The following is a 21944-nucleotide window of genomic DNA, read 5'->3' on the forward strand; positions in this document are numbered from 1 at the left end:
TCCAACCTCCAACCAGGATCCACCATGAACCCTTATTTGAGCTTTACCCGCGGCGAGTGCAGGGACGCCTTCGACTTCTACCAATCGGTGTTCGGTGCCAGATGCGTGGCCGCACATACCTGGGGCGAGTCGCAAATGGCCGAATACGCGCCCGACGGCGACGCCAACCGGATGATGCACGCCACACTGGAGTTCCCGGACGGCTCGATCCTGATGGGTGCGGACGTGCCGCCGCAGCACGCACGGCCGTTCGGCGGGTTCTCGTTGTCGGTGCAGTGTGAAACCGTCGCGGAAGCCGAGCGCCTGTTCGCCGGCATCAGCGAGGGCGGCAGCATCACCATGCCGCTGGAAAAGACCTTCTGGGCCGAACGTTTCGGCATGTGCAACGATCGCTTCGGCGTGGCCTGGATGGTCAACTGCGAAGCGGCAAAGGAGCAATGAGCATGTATGTCGATGGCTTCGTGGTACCGGTGAAGAAGGACAGGCTTGATGCCTATCGTGCGTTGTCGCAGCAGGTCAGTGCGGTGTGGAAGGAGCATGGCGCGCTGGATTACGTGGAGTGCGTGGCCGATGACGTGCAGCCCGGCAAGCTGACCTCGTTCCCGCAGGCGGTGCAGCTCGAGGACGACGAGGTGGTGGTGTTCGCCTGGATCAGCTATCCCTCGCGCGAGGTGCGCGATGCCTGCAATGCCAAGGTGATGGCCGATCCGCGCTCGGCCGGGATGGAGGAGGAGATGAAGGCGGTGATGGACATGCAGCGCATGTTCTGGGGCGGCTTCCGCAGCATCGTCGAGGCCTGAGCGAAGGGGCAGCGCGGCTATAATCGCGATGCCCCGATCGCCGCCTGCATGGCAGGTGCCCTGTGCGCGGGGTTTCCGGGATGATCCCGATCTGATCCCGCCGGCGCTTGCCGGCTTGCGGAGGTGCGCATGGACAGGCAGCCATCGCAGCTTGAAGCCGACCTGCGCCGTTTGCTGGGCAGCGGGCGCGAACACGACGACGATATCCGCCAATGGCTGCACGAGCAGCATCCTGCGGACGTGGCGCGCATCCTGCGCCGCTTCGACACCACCGAGGCGCTGCAGGTGCTGGCGATCGCACCACCGGAATTGCGCGGCGACATCTTCGGTTACCTCGATCAGCCGATCCAGATCGCCGCCGCCGATCGCCTCGATCGTGCGGCGATGACCGAACTGTTCCTGCACATGTCGGCGGACGAGCGCGCCGACCTGTACAACGCGCTGGACCCGCAGCGGCGCGAACGCTTCATGCCCGGCCTGGCGCATGCCGAGCGCGAGGACATCCGCACCCTGGCGGCCTACCCGGAAGGCAGCGCCGGCGCGATCATGACCTCGGAATACGCACTGCTGCCGCGCGACATCGATGCCGCCGGCGCGATCGGCCTGCTGCGGGCCGAAGCGCCGGACAAGGAAACCATCTACTACTCCTACGTGGTCGATGATGCGCGCCACCTGCTGGGCACGGTGTCGCTGCGCGACCTGATCCTCGCACCACCGGATGCGCCGCTGTCGCATCTGATGAACCGCGACAGCGTGTGGGTGGGCGCATCGGCACCGCGCGAGGAAGCCGCGCGGCTGATCCGCGAATACGATCTGCTGGCGATCCCGGTGCTGGACGCGGGCAAGCGTCTGGTCGGCATCGTCACCTATGACGATGCGATGGACGTGGCCGAGGCCGAGGCCGCCGAGGACTTCCTGCTGGCCGGTGGCGTGGCCGCGGAAACGCGGGGCGAAAGCGCCTCCTGGGCCAATCTGTACCGGCGCCGCGTCGGCTGGCTGGTGCTGCTGGTGTTCGGCAACCTGTTCTCCGGTGCCGGCATCGCCCATTTCGAAGACACCATCGCCAGCCACATGAGCCTGCTGTTCTTCCTGCCGCTGCTGATCGCCAGCGCCGGCAACGCCGGCTCGCAGTCGGCGACGCTGATGGTGCGCGCGATGGCCACCGGCCAGGCGCGCCCCGGCGACTGGGGACGGATGCTGGCTGGCGAGCTGGGTGTCTCCCTGTTGCTTGGCCTGACCATGGCGCTGGCGATCGCCGGAGTCGGCCTGTGGCGCGCCGGTGGCGAGATTGCCTCGGTGGTGGCGCTGACCATGGTGATCGTGGTCATGGTCGGCAGCCTGATCGGCATGTCGCTGCCGTTCCTGCTCTCGCGCCTGAAGCTCGATCCGGCCACCGCCAGCGCACCACTGGTGACCTCGATCGCCGACGTGGCCGGGGTGATGATCTATTTCGGCATGGCGCGGGTATTGCTGGGCGGTTGAGCCGGTACCTCAGCGCTCGGAATGGCCGGTCTGGTCGTAGCCGCGCGGGGTCATCAGGTCAGGACGGATCAGGTCGACGAAATCGCGTGCCTGCGGCGAGAGGAACTTGCCGCGGCGCTTGACCACGCCGTAGCTGCGCGCAGGGAACCAGCGCGCCAGCGAGCGTGCCGCCAAGCGCTGGCGGTCGGCTTCGGTGATGCAGAACGCGGTGACGATGCTGATGCCCATGCCCATCGCCACGTACTGCTTGATGATTTCCCAGCCACCGACTTCCAGCGCCACGCTGTAGGGCACGCGCGCGCGCTGGAACACCAGATCCACCAGCCGCCAGGTGGTCAGCCGCTGCGGCGGCAGGATCAGGCCGTACGGCGAAATGTCCGCCAGTTCGATCTCGGGCTTGTTCGCCAACGGATGCGTGGGGGGCGTGATCAGCATCGGCTCGAACTCGTGCACCGGCGCATAGTCCAGGTCGCCCGGCACGTCGAGCATCGAGCCGAAGGCGAGGTCCACCTTGTCCGAGCGCAGCAGCTCCAGCCCGCCGGCGCCGGTGACGTTGTGCAGGGTCAGCCGCACCTGCGGATGACGTTCGCGGAATGCGGCGACGATCGGCGGCAGCAGATACAGGATCGTCGAGGCACCGGCCGCGACATGCAGCTCGCCCGCGTCCATCCCGGCCAGGGTGTTGCGGAACGTGGCGTCCAGCCCGTCGAGCCCCTCGACCAGCGGACGCGCCAGTTCGAACAGCGCATCGCCTTCGCGGGTCAGGGTCAGCCGGCGCCCGCCGCGGTCGAACAAGGTCACGCCCATCTCGCGTTCGAGTGCCTGGATCTGCAGGCTGACCGCGGGTTGGCTGAGGAAAAGCGCCTCCGCGGCACGTGAAATCGAGCCCAGACGCGCCACCTGGCAGAACGCACGCAGTGGCTTGAGCCGACTGCCCTTGTAGGAAAAGCGCGGTGTATCAACAGATTGCGCCATGCAGATGGCCTGACTGCGTCACGGTATTAGATTTTCTAATAGTTGGCATTGACAACTCTCGTTTGTCAAATGCCCATTCGCGGGCGGATGTTGTGCATCACAGCAAACGAGGAGCGCATGAGATGTCGGCAGTCCTGGAAACCCGCAACGAACTGGAACTCTTCGGCGAGGCCGTGTCCCAGGAGGTCGTGCTCACGCCGGCGGCGCAGGCGCTTCTGCTCGAGATGCATCGCCGCTTCGAGCCGCGCCGGCGGCAGTTGATGCAAGCACGCCAGCAGCGTCAGGCGCGTTTCGATGCAGGCGAGCTGCCCGACTTCCGCGCCGATACCGCGGCGATCCGCGAGGCGGCCTGGACAGTGGCGCCGATCCCGCCCGCGCTGCAGGACCGGCGCGTGGAAATCACCGGCCCGGTCGATCCGAAGATGGTGATCAACGCGCTCAACTCCGGCGCGCGCTGCTACATGGCCGATTTCGAGGACTCGACCAGCCCGACCTGGGCCAACCTGATCGAGGGACAGCTGGCGCTGAAGGCCGCGGTCGAGGGCACGCTGTCGTTCACCGCCGGCAATGGCAAGCACTATGCGCTCAAGCCCGAAGCCGACCGCGCGGTGCTGATCGTGCGCCCGCGCGGCTGGCATCTGCAGGAAAAACACGTGCTGGTCGATGGCGAGCGCATGTCGGCTTCGCTGTTCGACCTCGGCCTGTTCGCCTTCCACAACGCCGCCACCCTTGCCGGCAAGGACCGCGGCCCGTACTTGTACCTGCCCAAGCTCGAAAGCATGGAAGAGGCCGCGCTGTGGGAGGACGTGCTGAGCCAAGTGGAGCAGGCGCTTGGCCTGGCAGCAGGGCAGATCAAGGTCACCGTGCTGATCGAGACGCTGCCGGCGGCGTTCGAGATGGACGAAATCCTGCACGCGCTGCGGCGGCGCATCGTCGGCCTCAACTGCGGGCGCTGGGACTACATCTTTTCCTACATCAAGACCCTGCGTGCGCACCGCGACCGGATCCTGCCCGAGCGCGGCCAGGTGACCATGACACAGCCATTCCTTCGCGCCTATTCGGAGCTGCTGGTGCAGACCTGCCACCGCCGCGGCGCGCATGCGATGGGCGGCATGGCCGCGCAGATTCCGATCTCGGTCGATGCCGACGCCAACGCCGAGGCCCTGCAGCGGGTGCGTGCCGACAAGCTGCGCGAGGCCAGTGCCGGCCATGACGGCACCTGGGTGGCGCATCCGGCACTGATCCCGGTCGCGCGCGAGGTGTTCGATGCGCTGATGCCGACCCCGCACCAGCAGCACGTCATGCGCGATGACGTGCAGGTGGATGCGGACCTGCTGCTGCAGCCGAGCCTGGGCAGCATCAGCGCCAGCGGTTTCGCCAACAACGTCGAGGTCTGCGTGCGTTATCTGGCCGCGTGGCTGGATGGCAACGGCTGCGTGCCGATCCACTGGCTGATGGAAGACGCCGCTACCGCCGAGATCGCGCGCGCGCAGCTGTGGCAATGGCTGCATCACGCCGATGCGGCTTGCGGATCGGGCGACGACGCTGCCGCCGCGCCGCGCCAGCCGCTGTGCCTGGACGATGGCACGCCGATGGACTGGGCGCTGTTCGAGCGCGCGCTGATCGGCCTGCCCTCGCGGCTGCTGGCCGAACCCGGCCTGCCCGGCGCCGGCCGCGTGGCCGAAGCCATCGCCCTGCTCGACGAGCTGACCCGCAGCCCGCAGCTGGCCGAGTTCCTGACCCTGCCGGCCTACGAGCGCCTGTAGGCGGCACCGTGTTTTCGCATTCCAACCACCACACTCATCCTTCGAGGACATCGCCATGAACCACCTGCCCACCGCCGAACAACTGCAACTGGACTGGGACAACAACGCCCGCTGGGCCGGCATCCGCCGCGACTACCGCGCCGAGGACGTGGTGCGCCTGCGCGGTACCGTGCACATCGAGCATTCGCTGGCCCGCCACGGCGCGGAAAAGCTGTGGAAATCGCTGCATGCCGAACCGTTCGTCAACGCGCTGGGCGCGCTCACCGGGAACCAGGCCATGCAGCAGGTCAAGGCCGGACTGAAGGCGATCTACCTGTCCGGCTGGCAGGTCGCCGCCGACGCCAACCTGGCCGGCGAGATGTACCCGGACCAGTCGCTGTACCCGGCCAATTCGGTGCCGCAGGTGGTCAAGCGGATCAACAACACCCTGCTGCGCGCCGACCAGCTGCATCACGCCGAGGGCGATGATGCGATCGACTTCCTGCAGCCGATCGTGGCCGATGCCGAGGCCGGTTTCGGTGGCGTGCTCAATGCCCACGAGCTGATGAAGGCGATGATCGAGGCCGGTGCCGCGGGCGTGCATTTCGAGGACCAGCTGGCCTCGGTGAAGAAGTGCGGGCACATGGGTGGCAAGGTGCTGGTGCCGACCCGCGAGGCGGTGGAAAAGCTGACCGCCGCGCGCCTGGCCGCCGACGTCATGGGCGTGCCGACCCTGATCATCGCCCGCACCGATGCCGAGGCCGCGGACCTGCTGACCTCCGACATCGACGACAACGACAAGCCGTTCTGCACCGGCGAGCGCACCGTCGAGGGCTTCTACAAGACCCGCAAGGGCATCGGGCAGGCGATCAGCCGCGGGCTGGCCTATGCGCCTTATGCCGACCTGGTGTGGTGCGAAACCGGCACCCCGGATCTGGATTTCGCGCGCCAGTTCGCCGAAGCCATCCACGCCCGCTTCCCCGGCAAGCTGCTGGCCTACAACTGCTCGCCCAGTTTCAACTGGAAGAAGAACCTGGACGACGCCACCATCGCCAAATTCCAGCGCGAGCTGGGCGCGATGGGCTACAAGTTCCAGTTCATCACCCTGGCCGGTTTCCACGCGCTGAACTACGGCATGTTCGATCTGGCCCACGGCTACGCGCGGCGGCAGATGAGCGCCTTCGTCGAACTGCAGGAGCGCGAGTTCGCCGCCGTGGAACGCGGCTTCACCGCCGTGCGCCACCAGCGCGAAGTCGGCACCGGCTATTTCGATGCGCTGACCCAGACCATCCAGGGCGGACAGTCCTCGACCGTGGCGCTGAAGGGCAGCACCGAGGAAGAGCAGTTCATCGGCACCCGCGCCGCGGCCTGAGGCCGGCTGCCGCGAGGCGTTTGCATGCCCGCCATGGACGGCGGGTCCTACTTCCCGGCGCGGCGGTCGTGGGAACCGCTGATCAGCCGCTCGCCGAGCGAGACGAAGGCAAGGCCGACCTGAGTGACGCGCTCGTTCTCGATCGCGCGCACGATCAGGGTGGCCGGGCCCAGCGACAGGCGATCGCCGATCTGCGCGGCTTCATCGTAGCGTTCGTCGAACAGCTGGGCCGCGCTGCGGTCGGCATAGCGGCGCGGGATGCGCAGGTCATAGAAGCGCGCCAGCTCGCCGAGCGCGACATCGCCGGGCAGGACGAAGCTGCCCAGTGAGCCATCGTCCCCGGCGCTGCCCTCGTCCGTGCTGGTGTCCACGAACAGCCAGTCCAGCCGCCGCGCCGAGCCGGCGGGGGCCAGCAGGTAGGCATAGTCGCCGGGCTGCAGGCGGCCGGCTTCCTCGGCGCTCAGCACCGAGCCATCACGTACCGCCATCATCAGGCGCACGTTCAGCGGCCAGGATCCGGTCTTCAGCGCCTTGCAGTTCTCCGGCGTGCGGTAGCCGAACAGGTCGTACTCCAGTTGCCCCGGCAGATCGAGCTGGACGCGGCGCGTGTCCGGATCGCTGCGCGGCACCGCCACGTTGAACAGGCGCGCGGCATGCGGCAGCGACCAGCCCTGCACCGTCAGCGAGGTCAGCACCACCACGAAGGCGACGTTGAAATACAGCCAGCCATTTTCCAGCCGTGCCAGCAGCGGGATCGAGGCGAGGAAGATGCCGACCGCGCCGCGCAGGCCGATCCAGGCGATGAACGCCACTTCGCCCGGGCGGTAGCGGAACGGCAACAGGCACAGCACCACGGTCAGTGGCCGCGCCACCAGCATCAGGAACGCGGCCACGCCGAGCGCCGGCCACAGCACGTCCAGCAGGCGGCTGGGCGTGGCGAGCAGGCCGAGCATGAGGAACATCACCAGTTGCGCGAACCAGGTCACCGCGTCCTGCACCGCGAGCACCTCGCTGCGCGCGCGCACCGGGTGGTTGGCGATCACGATGCCGGCCAGGTATACCGCCACGTAGCCGCTGCCGCCGATGTAATTGCTGGCACCGAACAGCGCCACCGCGCTGGACATGGTCAGCCATGGATGCAGGCCCGGAGGCAGGGTGTACTGGTTCAGCGCGGCCACGATCAGCCGGCCGCCGAGCCAGCCCATGCCCAGGCCTGCGACCACGCCCCAGACGATGCCCAGCGCCATGCTCCAGCCTTCGCCGTGCTGGCCGGAGAGCCAGCCAGTCAGGGTCAGGGTCATGAAGATCGCCACCGGGTCGTTGGCGCCGGATTCCAGTTCCAGCGTGCTGCCGGTGCGGCGTTCCAGGTGCAGGCCGCCGGCGCGCAGCAGGAAGAACACCGCCGCGGCATCGGTCGAGGCCAGCACCGCACCCATCAGGAACGCCTGCAGCGGCGGCAAGCCGAGCATCAGCCAGGCACCGACGCCGGTCAGCGCGGCGGTCGCGATCACGCCGACGGTGGCCAGCAGCAAGGCCGGCGCGACGATGCCGCGCACCTGTTCGGAACGGGTCTGCAGGCCACCATCGAACAGGATCAGCGCCAGCGCCAGCGAGCCGATCATGTAGGTGAAGCGGGTGTCGTCGTAGCGGATCCCGCCCGGCCCATCCACGCCGAGCAGCAGGCCCAGCACCAGGAACACCAGCAGCAACGGCGCGCCGAAGCGCCGTGCCAGCAGCGACGAGGCGATGCCGGCCAGCACCAGCAGGGCGCCGGTGAGCAGGGTCACGTCGATGTGCTGGAGGAATTCCAAACGCGTCGCCAGGGCAGGGTTTGCTGGGAGTCTAGCGGGCGCCGATGGAAGCGCGGAAGAACGCGCGGCACGAGTTTTCCCGCTGTGGCTGCGGCGATGCGCGCGGCTGCGGGCCGGCTCAGGCGGCGTGACGCCCGGGGCCGGGCGCCGCTTCCATCGCCCGATAGCCGATGGCTTCGGCCAGGTGCGCGCGTTCGATGCCGGGGGCGGCGTCGAGGTCGGCGATGGTGCGTGCCACGCGCAGGATCCGGTGCAGGGCGCGTGCCGACAGTTGCAGGCGTTCCATCGCCGTCTCCAGCATGCGCTGGTCATCGCGCGCCAGTCGGCAATCGCGGTCCAGTTCGCGCTGGCCGAGCAGGCCATTGGCCTTGCCCGCACGCGCACGCTGGCGTTGTCGCGCGGCGATGACGCGCTGCCGGACCGTGGCACTGCATTCGCCCTTGGCGGCATCGGCGGCCAGTGCGGAAGGTGGCAGGCGCGGCACCGCCAGGTGCAGGTCGATGCGGTCAAGCAGCGGCCCGGAGATGCGCGCGCGGTAACGCGCGATGGCGTCGGGTGCGCACCGGCAGCGGCCACAGGCGTCGCCGGCCCAGCCGCAGGGACAGGGATTCATCGCCGCGACCAGCTGGAAGCGGGCGGGGAAGTCGCATTGCCGCGCCGCGCGCGAGACAGTCACCGTGCCCGATTCCAGCGGCTGGCGCAGCACCTCCAGCGCAACCCGGCTCCACTCCGGCAGCTCGTCGAGGAACAGCACGCCATGGTGGGCCAGCGAGATTTCGCCGGGGCGCGGCGAACTGCCGCCGCCGGCCAGGGCGACTGCGCTGGCGGTATGGTGCGGACTGCGGAACGGGCGCCGGCGCCAGCGCGCGGGATCGAAGCCTTGCCCGGACACCGACTGCACGGTCGCCGCTTCCAGTGCTTCGCGCTCGTCCATCGGCGGCAGGATGCCGGGCAGGCGCGAGGCGAGCAGGGTCTTGCCACAGCCCGGGCTGCCGCTGAGCAGCAGGTGATGCTGGCCCGCGGCGGCGATCTCCAGTGCGCGGCGGGCCTGCGCCTGGCCGCGCACGTCGGCAAGATCGGGACACTCGCTGTCCGAATCGCGCGCTTGCGCTGTTACCTTGCCGACATGCCCGGCCTCGACCAGCATGCCGCGCCCGTGCAGCGCGGCGCAGACCTCCAGCAGGCTGCGCGCGCCCTCGACCTGCGCACGACTGGCGAGCGCGGCTTCGGCAAGATTGGCCGCCGGCAGGATCAGGCGGCGCTCGTCATCGGCAGCGGCGAGTGCCGCCGGCAACACGCCGTCCACCTTGCGCAATTCGCCGGTCAGGCCCAGTTCGCCGAGGAACTCGGCGCCTTCGAGCGCGGCCTGCGGAAGCTGGCCGCTGGCCGCCAGCACGCCGAGCGCGATCGGCAGGTCGAAGCCGCCACCGTCCTTGCGCAGGTCGGCCGGGGCGAGGTTCACGGTGATGCGCCCGGCCGGAAACTCCAGTTGCGAGCTGTGGATCGCGGCGCGCACGCGGTCGCGCGCCTCGCGTACCGCAGCCTCGGGCAGGCCGACGATCGACATCGCCGGCAGGCCGCCGCCGCAATGCACTTCGACCATGACCGGATGCGCGCGCACGCCCTCCCGCGCGCGGCTCCTGACCCGCGCCAGTCCCATTTGCGTTCCTCCCTGGATGGCGGCGGCATGCGCCGCCGTGGGGTACCTCAGTGCGGTGTGCCGCCCCGCGCGGGGTCGCTGCCTTCCAGTGCCGCGACCATGCGCTCGAGCTCTTCCAGCTTCTGCCGGGTCTTGAGCAGCACCGCGCGTTGCACTTCGAACTCCTCGCGCGTCACCAGGTCCAGCCGTGTCAGCCCGGCCTGCAGCACCGACTTGAAGTTCTGCTGCAATTCCTCGCGGCTGTCACGCAGCGACGGAGGCAGCAGGCCGCCGAGCCGGCGCGCGAGGTCATCGAGTTGGGCGAGATCGATCATCACAAGTTCTCCTGCGCGCGGTGTGGGTTCCAAGCGTGCCGGTGCTGGCATCGGCTCGCCATCGGCATCGGCCGCGGGGGGTGGTAGGGGAAATGCTAACCGCTGATCCCGTAAAGTGCGCTCAGGCCCGACAGGAAGCTGCCGATGAAAATGGTCATGGCGATCATCAAGCCGTTCAAGCTCGACGATGTGCGCGAAGCGCTGGGCGAAGCCGGGGTCAACGGCATCACCGTCACCGAGGTCAAGGGCTTCGGCCGGCAGAAGGGGCATACCGAGCTGTACCGCGGTGCCGAGTACGTGGTCGATTTCCTGCCCAAGCTCAAGATCGAAGTGGCCACCACCAGCGAACAGGCCGATGCGGTGGTGGAGGCGATCATGCGCGCGGCCGATACCGGCAAGATCGGCGACGGCAAGATCTTCGTCTGGGATCTCGAGCGCGTGGTGCGCATCCGCACCGGCGACCTCGACGCCGACGCGCTGTAGGCGCGGCGCGTCAATCGCGCAGCGCGCGCGCCACGAACGGCGGCAGGCGCTGCGCGCCGGCGTGGATGTCGGCGCTGTAGTACAGGGTGTCGAAGGCCTTGTCGCGGGCGTCGTCGCGGCGGAAGTCGAAGCCGGCATTGGCCTGCTTGCGGGCCATGGTCACGCTCCACCAGCCGGTCGGGTAGCACGGCTGCGGGAACGGCAGGGTCTGGAACGCGGCGAAGCCGGCCTTGCGCATTTCATCGCGCATCTCGTTGATCAGGTCCAGCAGCGCCAGCGGCGATTCGCTTTGCTGCACCAGGATGCCGTCGTCCTTCAGCGCCCGCGCGCAGTCGGCGAAGAAGGCGGCATTGAACAGGCCCTCGGCCGGGCCGACCGGGTCGGTGGAATCGACGATCACCACGTCCACGCTGCCGGCCGGGCAATTCTTCATGTAGGCCAAGCCGTCGTCGAACATGATCTCGGCGCGTGCATCGCCGTTGGATTCGCACAGCTCGGGGAAATGTTTCTCGGCCATGCGCGTGACCTGCTCGTCGATGTCGCACTGGGTCACCGATTCCACGCCCGGATGCTTGAGCACCTCGCGCAGGGTGCCGCAGTCGCCGCCGCCGATGATCACCACCCGCTTCGGGTGCGGATGGGTGAACAGTGCCGGGTGCGCGATCATCTCGTGGTACAGGAAGTTGTCGCGGCTGGTGAGCATCATCGCGCCGTCGATCAGCATCAGCTTGCCCCAGTCGGTCGAGTCATAGATCTCGATCTTCTGGAACGGCGACTGCACCTCGTCCAGCTTGGCGCTGATGCGGTAGCCGATCGAGGAGCCGGTCGGCTCGAACTGTTCATGCAGCCATGAATGCCGGGTCATGCGCAGGTGCTCGTGGAAGGTCGCGCGGATTGTAGCGAGCGAGGGCGCGTCTTGCCGCGAAGCCCGCGGTGCCGGCCTTAGAATGGCGGGCCGCTTCGTCCGTGCCCCGCAGCCATGACCTGGTCCCCCGAACTTGCGCGCAAGACCTATTCCATCCCGCATTGGGCGGATGGCTATTTCGATGTCGGCGACGATGGCCGGGTGGTGGTGCATCCGCGCGGCAAGGCCGGGCCGGGCATCGCGTTGGCCGCGGCGGTGGATCGTGCGCTTGCCGCCGGTGCCAGCCTGCCGCTGCTGGTGCGCTTCCCCGACATTCTCGGCGATCGCCTCGGCAAGCTGCAGGCGGCCTTCGCCGATGCGATGGCGGACTGGGAATACGACGGCGGCTATACCGCGGCCTACCCGATCAAGGTCAACCAGCATGCCGGGGTCGCCGGCACCCTGGCCCAGCACGCCGGCGCAGGCTTCGGCCTTGAGGCCGGCAGCAAGCCCGAGCTGATGGCGGTGCTGGCGCTGTCGCGCCCCGGCGGGCTGATCGTGTGCAATGGCTACAAGGACCGCGAATACATCCGCCTCGCCTTGATCGGCCGGCGCCTCGGGCTGGAGGTCTTCATCGTGATCGAGAAGCCATCCGAGCTGCGCATCGTGCTGGAGGAAGCGCAGGCGCTGGCGGTCGAGCCGCTGCTCGGCGTGCGCATGCGGCTGGCCTCGCTGGGCGCGGGCAAATGGCAGAACTCGGGCGGCGACAAGGCCAAGTTCGGGCTCGATCCGCGGCAGCTGCTGAACCTGTGGAAGCAATTGGGCGATGCCGGCATGGGGCATTGCCTCAAGCTGCTGCACTTCCACATGGGCAGCCAGATTTCCAATGTGCGCGACATCGCCCGCGGCATGCGCGAGGCGACCCGCTACTTCGTCGAGCTGAGCAAGCTGGGCGCGCCGATCAGCCATGTCGATGTCGGCGGCGGGCTCGGCATCGATTACGAGGGCACCCGCTCGCGCAGCTACAACTCGGTCAACTACAACATCGGCCATTACGCCTCCAGCATCGTGCAGCCGCTGGCCGAAGCCTGCGAGGAACACGGCCTGGCGCCGCCGCGCATCGTCACCGAATGCGGCCGTGCGATGACCGCGCACCACGCGGTGCTGGTGGCCAACGTCAGCGAGGTCGAGGCCGCGCCCGAGGGCCGCGTGCCGCCGCATGACGAGGATGAATCACAGCCGGTGCGGCATCTGCGCGAGCTGCATGCGGAAATGGCCGAGCGTCCGGCGGTGGAAGTGTTCCACGAGGCGGCGCAGGCGCATGCCGAAGGGCTGGCGCTGTATTCGCTGGGCCAGATCGATCTGGTGCAGCGCGCACGCATCGACGACCTGTTCTACGCCATCGCGCATGCGGTCAAGGCGCGGCTGAGCTACGACGAGAAAAGCCACCGCGACCTGCTCGATGAATTGAACGAGCGCCTGGTGGACAAGTATTTCGTCAATTTCAGCGTGTTCGAATCGATGCCCGACGTGTGGGCGATCGACCAGGTGTTCCCGATCGTGCCGATCGAGCGCCTCGACGAGCGGCCGGGCCGGCGCGGCGTGGTCTGCGACCTGACCTGCGATTCGGACGGCAAGATCGACGTCTACGTGGAGAACGAGGATCTCGACACCTCGCTGCCGTTGCACGAGCTGCGCAAGGGCGAGAGCTATCGCCTCGGCTTCTTCCTGGTGGGGGCGTATCAGGAAATCCTCGGCGACATCCACAACCTGTTCGGGGATACCGATGCCATCGAGGTGCGCATCGAGGGCGATGGCTGCCGCGTGATCCAGCAGCGCCGCGGCGACACCACCGACGTGATGCTCGATTACGTCGGGTATCAGCTCGACGACCTGCGCCGCGCCTACCGCGCGCGCATCGCCGCCGCGGAGTTGTCCGAATCCGAGGCCGCGCGTTTTGCCGAAGCGCTGGAAAACGGCCTCACCGGCTACACTTACCTCGACGACTCGCCGGCGGATTGAGCCGCGTCGGGGCGCGCCTGCCACGGCGCGACCACCAGCAAGGCACCGGCCAGCACCAGCACCGCACCGAGCACGCGCAACGCGCTGGCCGGTCGTGCCGGCTGCAGCACGCCGAAATGATCCAGCAGCAACGAGGCGGCTAGCTGACCGAGGATCGCCAGACAGATGATCGAGGCCGCACCCAGCCGCGGCACCAGCAGGGTGAACACCGCCACGTACAGCGCGCCGATCAGGCCACCGGCCCAGATCCATGCCGGCAGGCGTGCCTGCGGCACCGCGGCGACCCCTTGCCGCGCCGCCAGCAGCCACAGGCCCAGCGCCACGCTGCCGACGATGAAGGATACGAAGGCGGCCTGCACCGCGCCGCCGATCTGCGTGCCCAGGCGCGCGTTGATCAGCCCCTGCAACGGCAGCATGGCGCCGATCAGGACCGCCGCCACCACGGCCAGCAGCAGGTGCCCGCCGAGGTTCATGCCGCGCCGCCGCGATGCACCTGGAAGCCGGCGAAGCTCTGGCTGACCGGCATGGTCTCGATGCGATTGATGTTCAGATGCGGCGGCAGGTCGGCCAGCCACGCGACCTGTTCGGCAATGTCCTCGGCACGGATCGGTTCGGCGCCGGCATACAGCGCATCGCTGGCGGCCTGATCGCCGCCGGTGCGCACCAGGGTGAACTCGGTCTGCGCCATGCCCGGCTCGATGCTGGTCACGCGCACGCCGCTGCCGTGCAGGTCCGAGCGCAGGCCCAGCGAGAACTGGCTGACGAAGGCCTTGCTGGCGCCGTACACATTGCCGCCGGGGTACGGCCAGTTGGCCGCGGTCGAGCTGATGTTGACGATCAGTCCGCGCGCGGCGATCAGCCGCGGCAGCATGGCGTGGGTCAGCGTGACCAGGCCGGTGATGTTGGTGTCGATCATCTGCCGCCATTGCGCCAGGTCCGCCTGCGGTGCCGGTGCCGTGCCGAGCGCGAGGCCGGCATTGTTGACCAGCAGGTCGAGCTGTTCGAACGCCGCTGGCAGTGCCTCGACGGTGGCGTGGATGGCATCGCCATCGCGCATGTCCAGGCAGGCGAGGTGGGCGCGATCCGGGTACTCGTCGCACAGCGCCTGCAGGCGCTCGCGGCGGCGGCCACAGATCGCCACCTGCCAGCCCTGCGCCAGCAGACGTTGGGCGATGGCGCGGCCGAAGCCGGAACTGGCGCCGGTGACGAAGGCGGTGCGGTTGCGCATGGCGTGCCCGTGTGGAAGCGGAAAAGGCTATTGTGCCGGCAGATGGACAACGCCGACAGCCACCGATGAGCGAGGACGCCAACGGCTTGCCGCAGGCCGACGGCACGCGCCTGCATCTGCATCACTGGTCATTGCCGGACGGCCGCGCCTGCCGTGGCCGGGTGCTGATCGCGCATGGCTTGGGCGAACACGCCGCACGGCACGAGCGACTGGCGCAGTGGTTGGTCGCGCGCGGCTTCGCGGTGCATGCGCATGACCATTACGGGCACGGCCGCTCCACCGGCGCGCGCGGACGGCTGGATCAGCCGCTGCGCCTGCGTCGGGATCTGCTGCAGATGATCGAGCGCGTGCGCACCACGATGCCCGCGGGACAGCCGCTGATCCTGTTCGGCCACAGCATGGGCGGACTGGTTGCCGCCGATGCGGTTGGCCTCGCCGGAGCAAGGGTCGATGGGCTGGTGCTGTCCTCGCCGGCATTGGCGACGCGGATGCGCTGGTGGCAGCGACGGGGCGCGGCGCTGCTGGCACGAATTGCGCCGCGGCTGGCCTTCGGCAACGGCCTGCCGCCGAAATATCTCAGCCATGACGCCGCGGTGGTGGCCGCCTACGAAGCCGACCCGCTGTGCCATGACCGCATCAGTGGTCGCCTCGCGCACTGGATTGCCGACAGCGGGCCGCAGGTCGTGGCCGTGGCATCAGGCTGGTCGACCCGGACCCTGCTGCTGTTCGCCGGCGATGATCATCTGGTCGACCCCGACGGCAGCCGCCGCTTCGCCGCCGCCGCGCCGGCGGACAGGGTGAGCGCGGTGGAATTTCCGCAGCTGTACCACGAGCTGTTCAACGAAGCCGAGGCCGCGCCGGTGTATGCCGCGCTGGGCGACTGGCTGGATCGGCACTTCGCCTGAGCGCGCGGCGAGCGGGCGAGCCGCTCGCCACACGCCGTTGCCGCGCTTACTTGGCGCGGATCGCCACCGATTGCAGGCCGCCGGCATCCAGCTTGGACTTGGCGCTGGCCAGTTCCGCCGCGCTGGCATAGGGGCCGGTGCGTACGCGGTACATGGTCTTGCCATTGATGGTCGCCGATTCGACCCGTGCGCTCAGCCCGAGCAGGGCGATGCGCGCCTTCAGCGCCTCGGCATCGCCGCTGGCCTGGAAGGCACCGGCCTGCAGGATGTAGGGCGTCGCGGGGCTGCTGTCGGCATTGCCCGCAGCGGCTGCACTTGGCGCGGCAGGTGCAGTGCTCGACGCCGTCGTCGGGGCTTCGGCCGTGGTGGTCGGTCGTGCCGGCTGCGGCGTGGCGCTGGCGGTCGGGCGGGGCTGCTCCGGCAACGGTTGCGGCAAACCACCAGCGGCCGCCGCGGCGCGCGCATGCGCATCGGCGGCCTGTGCCGCGGCATCGTTGGCGCTGGCAGCGGCGCGTTCGGCTGCGGCCTTGCGGCGCGCCTCCTCGCGTGCGATCGCGGCGATCTGCGCGTCGGTCATCGCCACTTCCTCGCCCGGCAGCAGGTCGTAGAAGTCGTAGTCGGCGCGCGTCGGGGACTCGCTGGCGGCGGGTGCAGGAGGGCTGGATGGGGTGGCCGGACGGCTGCTGGCGACCGGCTCGAAAGCGTCATCGGCTTGCGCGCTGCCGCGCGGGCGGGCATCGGGATCGGCCTCGGGCCCGCCGATGCGGAAGAAGCCGCCACGCGCGTCGTCGCCGGCCATGAACCGCGGGGCCAGCAGCACCACGATCAGCGTCAGCAGCACGCCCAGCACCAGCCAGGCCCAGCCCGGCAGGCTGTTGTTGCGGTTGCCGCCGCTGCGGCGGGCTTGCGATCTTCCGCGTCGTGCGGCCATCGACTTCGACTCCTTCAGATGGGGCATTGGGCGGCGGCCACGCGGCCGGCGCGCCATGCTCAGTGTACGTTGCGCGCGGCGCCGCGATGTGCGGGCGCGCGCGGGTTTACATGCGTTCGGGCGCGTCCACGCCCAGCAGCGCCATGCCGTTCTTCAGCACCTGGGCGGTGGCCAGTGCCAGTGCCAGGCGCGCGTTGCGCTCGTCGTGGTCGGCGACCAGCACCGGCTGCGCGTGCCATGCGGCATGGAAGGCATTGGCCAATTCGCGCAGATACTGGGCGATGGCGTGTGGTTCGAGCGTGAGCGCCGCGGCCTCTACCACCTCCGGGAAACGTGACAGCTCGACCATCAGTGCCTGGCTCGCGGCATCCTCGACCAACTCCAATCGTGCCAGGCCGTGGTCGATGTCCACTTCCAGACTCTTTTCCGCAGCCTGGCGCAGCAGGCTGCGGATGCGCGCATGCGCGTACTGCACGTAGTACACGGGATTGTCGTTGGACTGCGAGCGCGCCAGGTCGATGTCGAAGGTCAGCTGCGAATCGGGCTTGCGCGCGATCAAGAACCAGCGTGTCGCATCCTTGCCGGCTTCGTCGATCAGGTCGCGCAGGGTGACGTAGCTGCCGGCGCGCTTGGACAGCTTCACCTCCTCGCCGCCGCGCATCACCGTCACCATCTGGTGCAGCACGTAATCGGGATAGCCGGCGGGGATGCCGGCATCCAGCGCCTGCAGCCCGGCGCGCACCCGCGCCAGTGAGCCGTGGTGGTCGGCGCCCAGCTCGGTGATGGCACGGGTCCAGCCGCGCTGCCACTTGTTGCGGTGGTAGGCGACGTCCGGCACGAAGTAGGTATAGCTGCCGTCGGACTTGCGCATCACCCGGTCCTTGTCGTCGCCGAACTCGGTGGTGCGCAGCCACAGCGCGCCGCCTTCCTCGTAGGTGTGGCCGCTGCGCACCAGTTCGGCGACGGTTTCCTCGACCTTGCCATCGGCATACAGCGAGGATTCCAGGTAATAGTTGTCGAAGCCGACCGCGAATGCGGCCAGGTCGGCGTTCTGCTCGCGCCGCAGCCAGGCCACGGCGAAGCGGCGGATGGCGTCGAGGTCATCGCGGTCGCGCGGGCTGGCGACGACTTCGCCATCGACCTCGACCGACTCACCGGCGAGGTAGGCGGCGGCGACGTCCGCAATGTATTCGCCGTTGTAGGCCTCCGCCGGCCAATCGGCATCGCCCGGGCGATGGCCGTCGATGCGCGCCTTCACCGAACGCGCCAGGTTCTCGATCTGCACGCCGGCGTCGTTGTAGTAGAACTCGCGCACCACGTTCCAGCCATTGGCGGCGAGCACGCGGGCGAGCGAATCGCCGATCGCCGCGGCGCGGCCGTGGCCCACGTGCAAGGGTCCGGTTGGATTGGCGGAGACGTATTCCACGCCCACCGTCTGGCCGGCGCCAGTGGCGTTGTGGCCGTAGGCATCGCCCTGCGCATGCACCGCACGCACCACGCCCTGCCAGGCCGCCGGGGCGAGGTGGAAGTTGATGAAGCCCGGCCCGGCGATCTCGGCGCGCTCGACCGCGGCATCGGCGGGCAGCGCGGCCAGCAGCGCCTGCGCCAGTTGGCGCGGATTGCTGCGCGCGGCCTTGGCCAGCAGCATCGCCGCATTGCTGGAGAAATCGCCATGGCTGGCCTCGCGCGGACGCTCGATGACGAAGTCGGGCGCGGGCAGGTCGGCGGGCAGGGTGCCGTCGGCGCGCAGGGCGTCGATCGCCTGTGCGACCAGGGCGTGGAGCTGGGCTTTCACGGTGTTTTCAGGTCTTTGATGCGACCGCACATTGTACGGCTTGGCCGCACCCCTCGCGTGTCGGCGTGAAGCCGCGACAGGGCATCGCCGCGGTGCCGGCGTGGCCGCGTCGGGCCGGATCGAGGCGTGGGTGGCACCCGACCCGTTGGCACATGCCAGGCACGAATATGCCGAAAAGCTGCCGTGCTGGCGTATTCTCGGCGGAAAAGACGGGGAGGGAATGATGATGATGCGAGTGATGTTGCGGATGTCCACCGCTGTGCTGGCCAGCGGCGTGCTGGCATTGGCCGGCTGTCGCGACACGGCGGACACCGAGGCCACCAATGGGGCCGCCAACGGGGCCGACGTCAACGCGGCAACGGCAAGCGCCGACAACGCGCCCACCACTGCACGCGCCCGCGGCGACGACACGGTGGAGCCGTTCGTGATGAAGGGCACGGTCACCACCACCGCCGGCGAGCCGATCGAGGGGGCCAAGGTCCACGCCCGCAACACGCTGGTCAGCTACAGCAACCTGCGTGCGGTCACCGATGCGCAGGGCCGCTACCGGATCGAATTGCCGCGGCATGAAGTCACCACCTGGCAGGCGGGCGGCACGGTCGAACGCACCTATCACGGGGGCTATTACGAGTTGCGGCTGGGCGATGTCGGCAGCCCGTTCGGCTCTTCCGAGGGCGCGGTGCGCAACATGGTGATGCACCTGACCGGGATCAGCGATCCCAAGTACGACATCTATGTCGGCGAGATGATCGATTTCGACCTGATACTGCCGGGCGTGGACTGGTCGGACGACGAGGTCGAACTGACCCTGGTGCCGGACGGGCCGCTGATCGATGGCAGTGCCGGCGAAACCCTGGTGAAGCGGTTTGACGGGCACCTGCTGAAGGACGTGCCGATCGGGCGCTATGCATTCAGCGCGCGCTGGATGGCGGATTCCGGCCCGGTCGATCTGCTGCTGCGGGTCGGTTACAAGGGCGCCTGGCAGCCGTCGGTGACCGCGGTGATCCCCGGTGCCGGCAAGGACAAGCTGCGCCTGCAGGGCACCACGGCCGAGGGTGCCGCCAGCATCGAGTGATCTCGCCGCGGCCGATTCGTGGCCGACGCCCAGCGGTGCAGTTCACACCCAGCCGCGCGCGGCCATCGAGACCGGTGTGCCATCGCCGATCACGAAATGGTCCAGCAGGCGCACATCCACCAGTGACAGCGCGCGCTTGAGTGCGTGGGTGATGCGGCGGTCGGCCTCGCTTGGCTCCGGGTGCCCGCTGGGATGATTGTGGCCGACCATCACCGCGGCGGCGTTGTGCGTCAACGCGCGGCGCACGACTTCCCGCGGATGCACTTCGGCGCTGTCATGGGTACCGCTGAACAGCTCCTCGAAGCCCAGCGCACGATGGCGATTGTCGAGGAACAGCACGGCGAAGACTTCACGTGACTGGTGCCGCAGGCGATGGGCGAAATAGCGGCCGGCGGCCTGCGGGTCGTTGAGTGCCTCGCCACGCTCCAGCCGCGCGGCCATGAAGCGGGTGGACAGTTCAAGCGCCGCGCCGAGCACCGCGGCGCGTGCCGGGCCGATGCCCGGCAGCCGCGCCAGTTGCCGCGCATCGCGCTCGAGCAGGGGGCGCAGCGGGCCGTGTTCGGTCAACAGGGCGCGCGCGGTGCTGACCGCGTCCTGCCCGCGCAGGCCGGAGCCGAGGAAGATCGCCAGCAGCTCCGCATCCGAGAGCGCGCTGGCGCCTTGCCGGTGCAGCTTCTCGCGCGGGCGTTCGGCGAGTGGCCAATCACGGATGTGCATGTACGGCTCCTTCGATGGCGTGCTGCAAGCCTCGCGCATCGGGCATGGCAATGTGATCGGGGCAATACCTGCATCGGTTAAGCTGAATGCTCGGCTTGGCGCAGGATTTTCCCCACCGTGAACCCGGGCAAGGCTCCCATCCGGCGATTGCTGCTGTGCGTGAGCGGCGGCGTGGCCGCCTACAAGACGCCGGAGCTGGTGCGTCGCCTGCGCGAACGCGAGATCGAGGTGCAGGTGGTGATGAGCGAGAACGCGCAGCACTTCATCGGCGCGGCCACGTTGCAGGCGGTGTCCGGCAAGCCGGTGCGGACCAGCCTGTGGGATGCGGCGGCGGAAGCGGCGATGGGGCATATCGAACTTGCGCGCTGGGCCGATGCGGTGCTGCTTGCGCCGGCCACCGCCAACACCCTTGCGCGGCTCGCGCATGGCTTTGCCGATGACCTGATCAGCACCCTGTGTCTGGCGACCACCGCACCGATCCATCTGGCGCCGGCAATGAATCACCGCATGTGGCTGAACCCCGCGACCCGCGCCAACATGGCGTTGCTCGAGGCGCGCGGCATGCACGTGATCGGCCCCGGCGAGGGCGCGCAGGCCTGCGGCGAGAGCGGGGCCGGGCGCATGAGCGAGCCGGACGAGATCATCGACGCATTGCTCGGCGGGGCGGCATGAGTCTGGCCGGCAAGCGGGTGCTGGTCAGTGCCGGGCCGACCTGGGAAGACATCGACCCGGTGCGCTTCATCGGCAACCGTTCCAGCGGCAAGATGGGTTTCGCCATCGCCGCCGAAGCCGCGACGCGCGGTGCCGATGTCGTGCTGGTCGCCGGACCGGTCAACCTGGCCACGCCCGAGGGCGTGCAGCGGCACGACGTGCGCAGTGCGGCGCAGATGCATGCTGCGGTGATGGGCGCGCTGCAGCCGCCGCTGGAGCTGTACATCGGCGCCGCCGCGGTGGCCGACTTCACCCCGGCGCAGGTGGCGACGCAAAAAATGAAAAAGCAGGCGGGCGAAGAAGGCCTTTCCCTGCAACTGGTGCGCACCCGCGACATCCTCGCCGATGTCGCCGCGCATCAACGCCGGCCACGTCGGGTGGTCGGCTTCGCCGCCGAAACCGAGGCGCTCGAGCCGCATGCGCGCGGCAAGCTGGCGGCCAAGCGGGTCGACATGATCTGTGCCAACCGCGTCGGCGTCGCCGGCAGCGGCTTCGAGGCCGACGACAATGAATTGCACGTATTCTGGGCCGCCGGGCAGGCGCGGCTCGGCCCTGCCGACAAGCGTGAAATCGCCGCGCGCCTGCTGGACCTGATCGAACGGGAACTTGCCTGATGCACCATGTGCTGCAACTGAAAATCCTCGACCAGCGACTGGGCGACCAGTGGCCGCTGCCCGATTACGCCACCGTGGCCAGTGCCGGCATGGACCTGCGCGCCGCGCTGGACGCACCGTTGACGCTGCAGGCCGGCGAGAGTGCACTGGTGCCTTCCGGGGTCAGCGTGCACATCGCCGACCCTGCCTTGTGTGCGCTGGTGCTGCCGCGCTCGGGCCTGGGCCACCGGCATGGCATCGTGCTCGGCAATGGCACCGGCCTGATCGATGCCGATTACCAGGGCCCGTTGATGGTCAGCCTGTGGAACCGCAGCAGCGAGGCGTTCGACATCCAGCCCGGCGATCGCATCGCGCAACTGGTGCTGATGCCGGTGGTGCGTGCGCGCTTGCAGGTGGTCGAAGAATTCGCAACCAGTGAGCGCGGTGCCGGCGGTTTCGGCCATACCGGCTTGCGTTGAGG

The 21944-nt window shown here is 68.9% G+C and carries 20 protein-coding genes and 1 pseudogene; 11 read left to right on the forward strand and 10 right to left on the reverse strand.

Features of this window, described 5'->3' with window-relative positions; translation table 11 throughout:
- Positions 1–24: 24 nt before the first annotated feature.
- From ACW11F_RS05525 to mgtE, 3 genes are all read left to right on the forward strand, one after another.
- The gene (locus ACW11F_RS05525; RefSeq protein ID WP_456995915.1) at positions 25–441 is read left to right on the forward strand and encodes a VOC family protein; all 417 of its coding nucleotides are present in this window, start codon (positions 25–27) and stop codon (positions 439–441) included.
- Positions 438–800 carry a DUF1428 domain-containing protein gene (locus ACW11F_RS05530; RefSeq protein ID WP_456995916.1) on the forward strand — a complete coding sequence of 121 codons (363 nt, stop codon included), beginning with the start codon at positions 438–440 and terminating at the stop codon, positions 798–800. The genes ACW11F_RS05525 and ACW11F_RS05530 overlap by 4 nt, the downstream gene beginning before the upstream one ends.
- Before the next feature lie 129 nt (positions 801–929).
- A complete protein-coding gene (mgtE, locus tag ACW11F_RS05535) occupies positions 930–2282 on the forward strand; it encodes a magnesium transporter (protein ID WP_456995917.1) in 1353 nt (450 codons plus the stop codon).
- Positions 2283–2291: 9 nt separating this feature from the next.
- Here the strand turns inward: mgtE and ACW11F_RS05540 are convergent, their stop codons facing one another.
- Positions 2292–3257, reverse strand: a complete 966-nt coding sequence (locus ACW11F_RS05540) for a LysR family transcriptional regulator (RefSeq protein WP_456995918.1) — start codon at positions 3255–3257, stop codon at positions 2292–2294.
- Positions 3258–3379: 122 nt separating this feature from the next.
- Between ACW11F_RS05540 and aceB the strand changes: the two genes are divergently transcribed.
- Entirely contained in the window at positions 3380–5023 is a 1644-nt protein-coding gene (aceB, locus tag ACW11F_RS05545; protein WP_456995919.1) for a malate synthase A, read from the forward strand.
- 55 nt (positions 5024–5078) lie between these two features.
- Entirely contained in the window at positions 5079–6374 is a 1296-nt protein-coding gene (aceA, locus tag ACW11F_RS05550) for an isocitrate lyase (RefSeq protein ID WP_456995920.1), read from the forward strand.
- Between the two features lie 47 nt (positions 6375–6421).
- On the opposite strand, the gene ACW11F_RS05555 is transcribed toward aceA, so the two are convergent.
- The 3 genes from ACW11F_RS05555 to ubiK form a co-directional block, all read right to left on the reverse strand.
- A complete protein-coding gene (locus tag ACW11F_RS05555; RefSeq protein WP_456995921.1) occupies positions 6422–8185 on the reverse strand; it encodes a potassium/proton antiporter in 1764 nt (587 codons plus the stop codon).
- Between the two features lie 118 nt (positions 8186–8303).
- A complete protein-coding gene (locus ACW11F_RS05560) occupies positions 8304–9845 on the reverse strand; it encodes a YifB family Mg chelatase-like AAA ATPase (protein ID WP_456995922.1) in 1542 nt (513 codons plus the stop codon).
- A gap of 47 nt (positions 9846–9892) precedes the next feature.
- Positions 9893–10159, reverse strand: a complete 267-nt coding sequence (gene ubiK, locus ACW11F_RS05565; protein WP_456995923.1) for a ubiquinone biosynthesis accessory factor UbiK — start codon at positions 10157–10159, stop codon at positions 9893–9895.
- A 144-nt stretch (positions 10160–10303) separates the two neighbouring features.
- On the opposite strand from ubiK, the gene ACW11F_RS05570 reads away from it, so the two are divergent.
- Positions 10304–10642, forward strand: coding sequence for a P-II family nitrogen regulator (locus ACW11F_RS05570; protein ID WP_456995924.1), 339 nt, complete (start codon positions 10304–10306; stop codon positions 10640–10642).
- 10 nt (positions 10643–10652) lie between these two features.
- Here the strand turns inward: ACW11F_RS05570 and speE are convergent, their stop codons facing one another.
- Entirely contained in the window at positions 10653–11507 is an 855-nt protein-coding gene (gene speE, locus ACW11F_RS05575) for a polyamine aminopropyltransferase (protein ID WP_456995925.1), read from the reverse strand.
- 114 nt (positions 11508–11621) lie between these two features.
- Between speE and speA the strand changes: the two genes are divergently transcribed.
- On the forward strand, positions 11622–13508 hold the full coding sequence (gene speA / locus ACW11F_RS05580) for an arginine decarboxylase (protein ID WP_456995926.1): 1887 nt from the start codon (positions 11622–11624) through the stop codon (positions 13506–13508).
- Here speA and ACW11F_RS05585 read toward each other — a convergent pair.
- Positions 13481–13981: a DMT family transporter gene (locus ACW11F_RS05585; RefSeq protein WP_456995927.1), complete on the reverse strand. Its 501-nt coding sequence runs from the start codon at positions 13979–13981 to the stop codon at positions 13481–13483. The genes speA and ACW11F_RS05585 overlap by 28 nt on opposite strands.
- On the reverse strand, positions 13978–14736 hold the full coding sequence (locus tag ACW11F_RS05590; RefSeq protein WP_456995928.1) for an SDR family NAD(P)-dependent oxidoreductase: 759 nt from the start codon (positions 14734–14736) through the stop codon (positions 13978–13980). Before ACW11F_RS05590 ends, ACW11F_RS05585 begins: the two co-directional genes overlap by 4 nt.
- Before the next feature lie 65 nt (positions 14737–14801).
- Here ACW11F_RS05590 and ACW11F_RS05595 point away from each other — a divergent pair, with 65 nt between their 5' ends.
- Entirely contained in the window at positions 14802–15641 is an 840-nt protein-coding gene (locus ACW11F_RS05595; RefSeq protein WP_456995929.1) for an alpha/beta hydrolase, read from the forward strand.
- 46 nt (positions 15642–15687) lie between these two features.
- Here the strand turns inward: ACW11F_RS05595 and ACW11F_RS05600 are convergent, their stop codons facing one another.
- Positions 15688–16572 (reverse strand): SPOR domain-containing protein, encoded by an 885-nt coding sequence (locus ACW11F_RS05600; protein WP_456996543.1) that lies wholly within the window; start codon positions 16570–16572, stop codon positions 15688–15690.
- 106 nt (positions 16573–16678) lie between these two features.
- On the reverse strand, positions 16679–18367 hold the full coding sequence (gene argS, locus ACW11F_RS05605) for an arginine--tRNA ligase (protein WP_456995930.1): 1689 nt from the start codon (positions 18365–18367) through the stop codon (positions 16679–16681).
- A gap of 247 nt (positions 18368–18614) precedes the next feature.
- Between argS and ACW11F_RS05610 the strand changes: the two genes are divergently transcribed.
- Positions 18615–19442, forward strand: a complete 828-nt coding sequence (locus ACW11F_RS05610) for a carboxypeptidase regulatory-like domain-containing protein (protein ID WP_456995931.1) — start codon at positions 18615–18617, stop codon at positions 19440–19442.
- 42 nt (positions 19443–19484) lie between these two features.
- On the opposite strand, the gene radC is transcribed toward ACW11F_RS05610, so the two are convergent.
- On the reverse strand, positions 19485–20159 hold the full coding sequence (gene radC, locus ACW11F_RS05615) for a RadC family protein (protein ID WP_456995932.1): 675 nt from the start codon (positions 20157–20159) through the stop codon (positions 19485–19487).
- 105 nt (positions 20160–20264) lie between these two features.
- On the opposite strand from radC, the pseudogene coaBC reads away from it, so the two are divergent.
- Together coaBC and dut are read left to right on the forward strand one after the other, a co-directional pair.
- Positions 20265–21484: pseudogene (coaBC, locus tag ACW11F_RS05620) on the forward strand (bifunctional phosphopantothenoylcysteine decarboxylase/phosphopantothenate--cysteine ligase CoaBC).
- A complete protein-coding gene (gene dut, locus ACW11F_RS05625; protein WP_456995933.1) occupies positions 21484–21942 on the forward strand; it encodes a dUTP diphosphatase in 459 nt (152 codons plus the stop codon). Before coaBC ends, dut begins: the two are co-directional and overlap by 1 nt.
- Positions 21943–21944 lie beyond the last annotated feature (2 nt).

The sequence above is a fragment of the Luteimonas sp. e5 genome (assembly GCF_054031035.1).

Excerpts from the sequence above, each read along its gene's own strand:
- aceA (WP_456995920.1), top strand. The coding sequence starts at position 5,079 with ATGAACCACCTGCCCACCGCCGAACAACTGCAACTGGACTGGGACAAC.
- ACW11F_RS05525 (WP_456995915.1), top strand. The coding sequence starts at position 25 with ATGAACCCTTATTTGAGCTTTACCCGCGGCGAGTGCAGGGACGCCTTC.
- dut (WP_456995933.1), top strand. The coding sequence starts at position 21,484 with ATGCACCATGTGCTGCAACTGAAAATCCTCGACCAGCGACTGGGCGAC.
- ACW11F_RS05610 (WP_456995931.1), top strand. The coding sequence starts at position 18,615 with ATGTCCACCGCTGTGCTGGCCAGCGGCGTGCTGGCATTGGCCGGCTGT.
- speA (WP_456995926.1), top strand. The coding sequence starts at position 11,622 with ATGACCTGGTCCCCCGAACTTGCGCGCAAGACCTATTCCATCCCGCAT.
- ACW11F_RS05585 (WP_456995927.1), bottom strand. The coding sequence starts at position 13,981 with ATGAACCTCGGCGGGCACCTGCTGCTGGCCGTGGTGGCGGCGGTCCTG.
- ACW11F_RS05600 (WP_456996543.1), bottom strand. The coding sequence starts at position 16,572 with ATGGCCGCACGACGCGGAAGATCGCAAGCCCGCCGCAGCGGCGGCAAC.
- ACW11F_RS05530 (WP_456995916.1), top strand. The coding sequence starts at position 438 with ATGAGCATGTATGTCGATGGCTTCGTGGTACCGGTGAAGAAGGACAGG.
- ubiK (WP_456995923.1), bottom strand. The coding sequence starts at position 10,159 with ATGATCGATCTCGCCCAACTCGATGACCTCGCGCGCCGGCTCGGCGGC.
- ACW11F_RS05595 (WP_456995929.1), top strand. The coding sequence starts at position 14,802 with ATGAGCGAGGACGCCAACGGCTTGCCGCAGGCCGACGGCACGCGCCTG.
- ACW11F_RS05570 (WP_456995924.1), top strand. The coding sequence starts at position 10,304 with ATGAAAATGGTCATGGCGATCATCAAGCCGTTCAAGCTCGACGATGTG.
- radC (WP_456995932.1), bottom strand. The coding sequence starts at position 20,159 with ATGCACATCCGTGATTGGCCACTCGCCGAACGCCCGCGCGAGAAGCTG.
- speE (WP_456995925.1), bottom strand. The coding sequence starts at position 11,507 with ATGACCCGGCATTCATGGCTGCATGAACAGTTCGAGCCGACCGGCTCC.
- ACW11F_RS05540 (WP_456995918.1), bottom strand. The coding sequence starts at position 3,257 with ATGGCGCAATCTGTTGATACACCGCGCTTTTCCTACAAGGGCAGTCGG.
- aceB (WP_456995919.1), top strand. The coding sequence starts at position 3,380 with ATGTCGGCAGTCCTGGAAACCCGCAACGAACTGGAACTCTTCGGCGAG.
- mgtE (WP_456995917.1), top strand. The coding sequence starts at position 930 with ATGGACAGGCAGCCATCGCAGCTTGAAGCCGACCTGCGCCGTTTGCTG.
- ACW11F_RS05590 (WP_456995928.1), bottom strand. The coding sequence starts at position 14,736 with ATGCGCAACCGCACCGCCTTCGTCACCGGCGCCAGTTCCGGCTTCGGC.
- ACW11F_RS05560 (WP_456995922.1), bottom strand. The coding sequence starts at position 9,845 with ATGGGACTGGCGCGGGTCAGGAGCCGCGCGCGGGAGGGCGTGCGCGCG.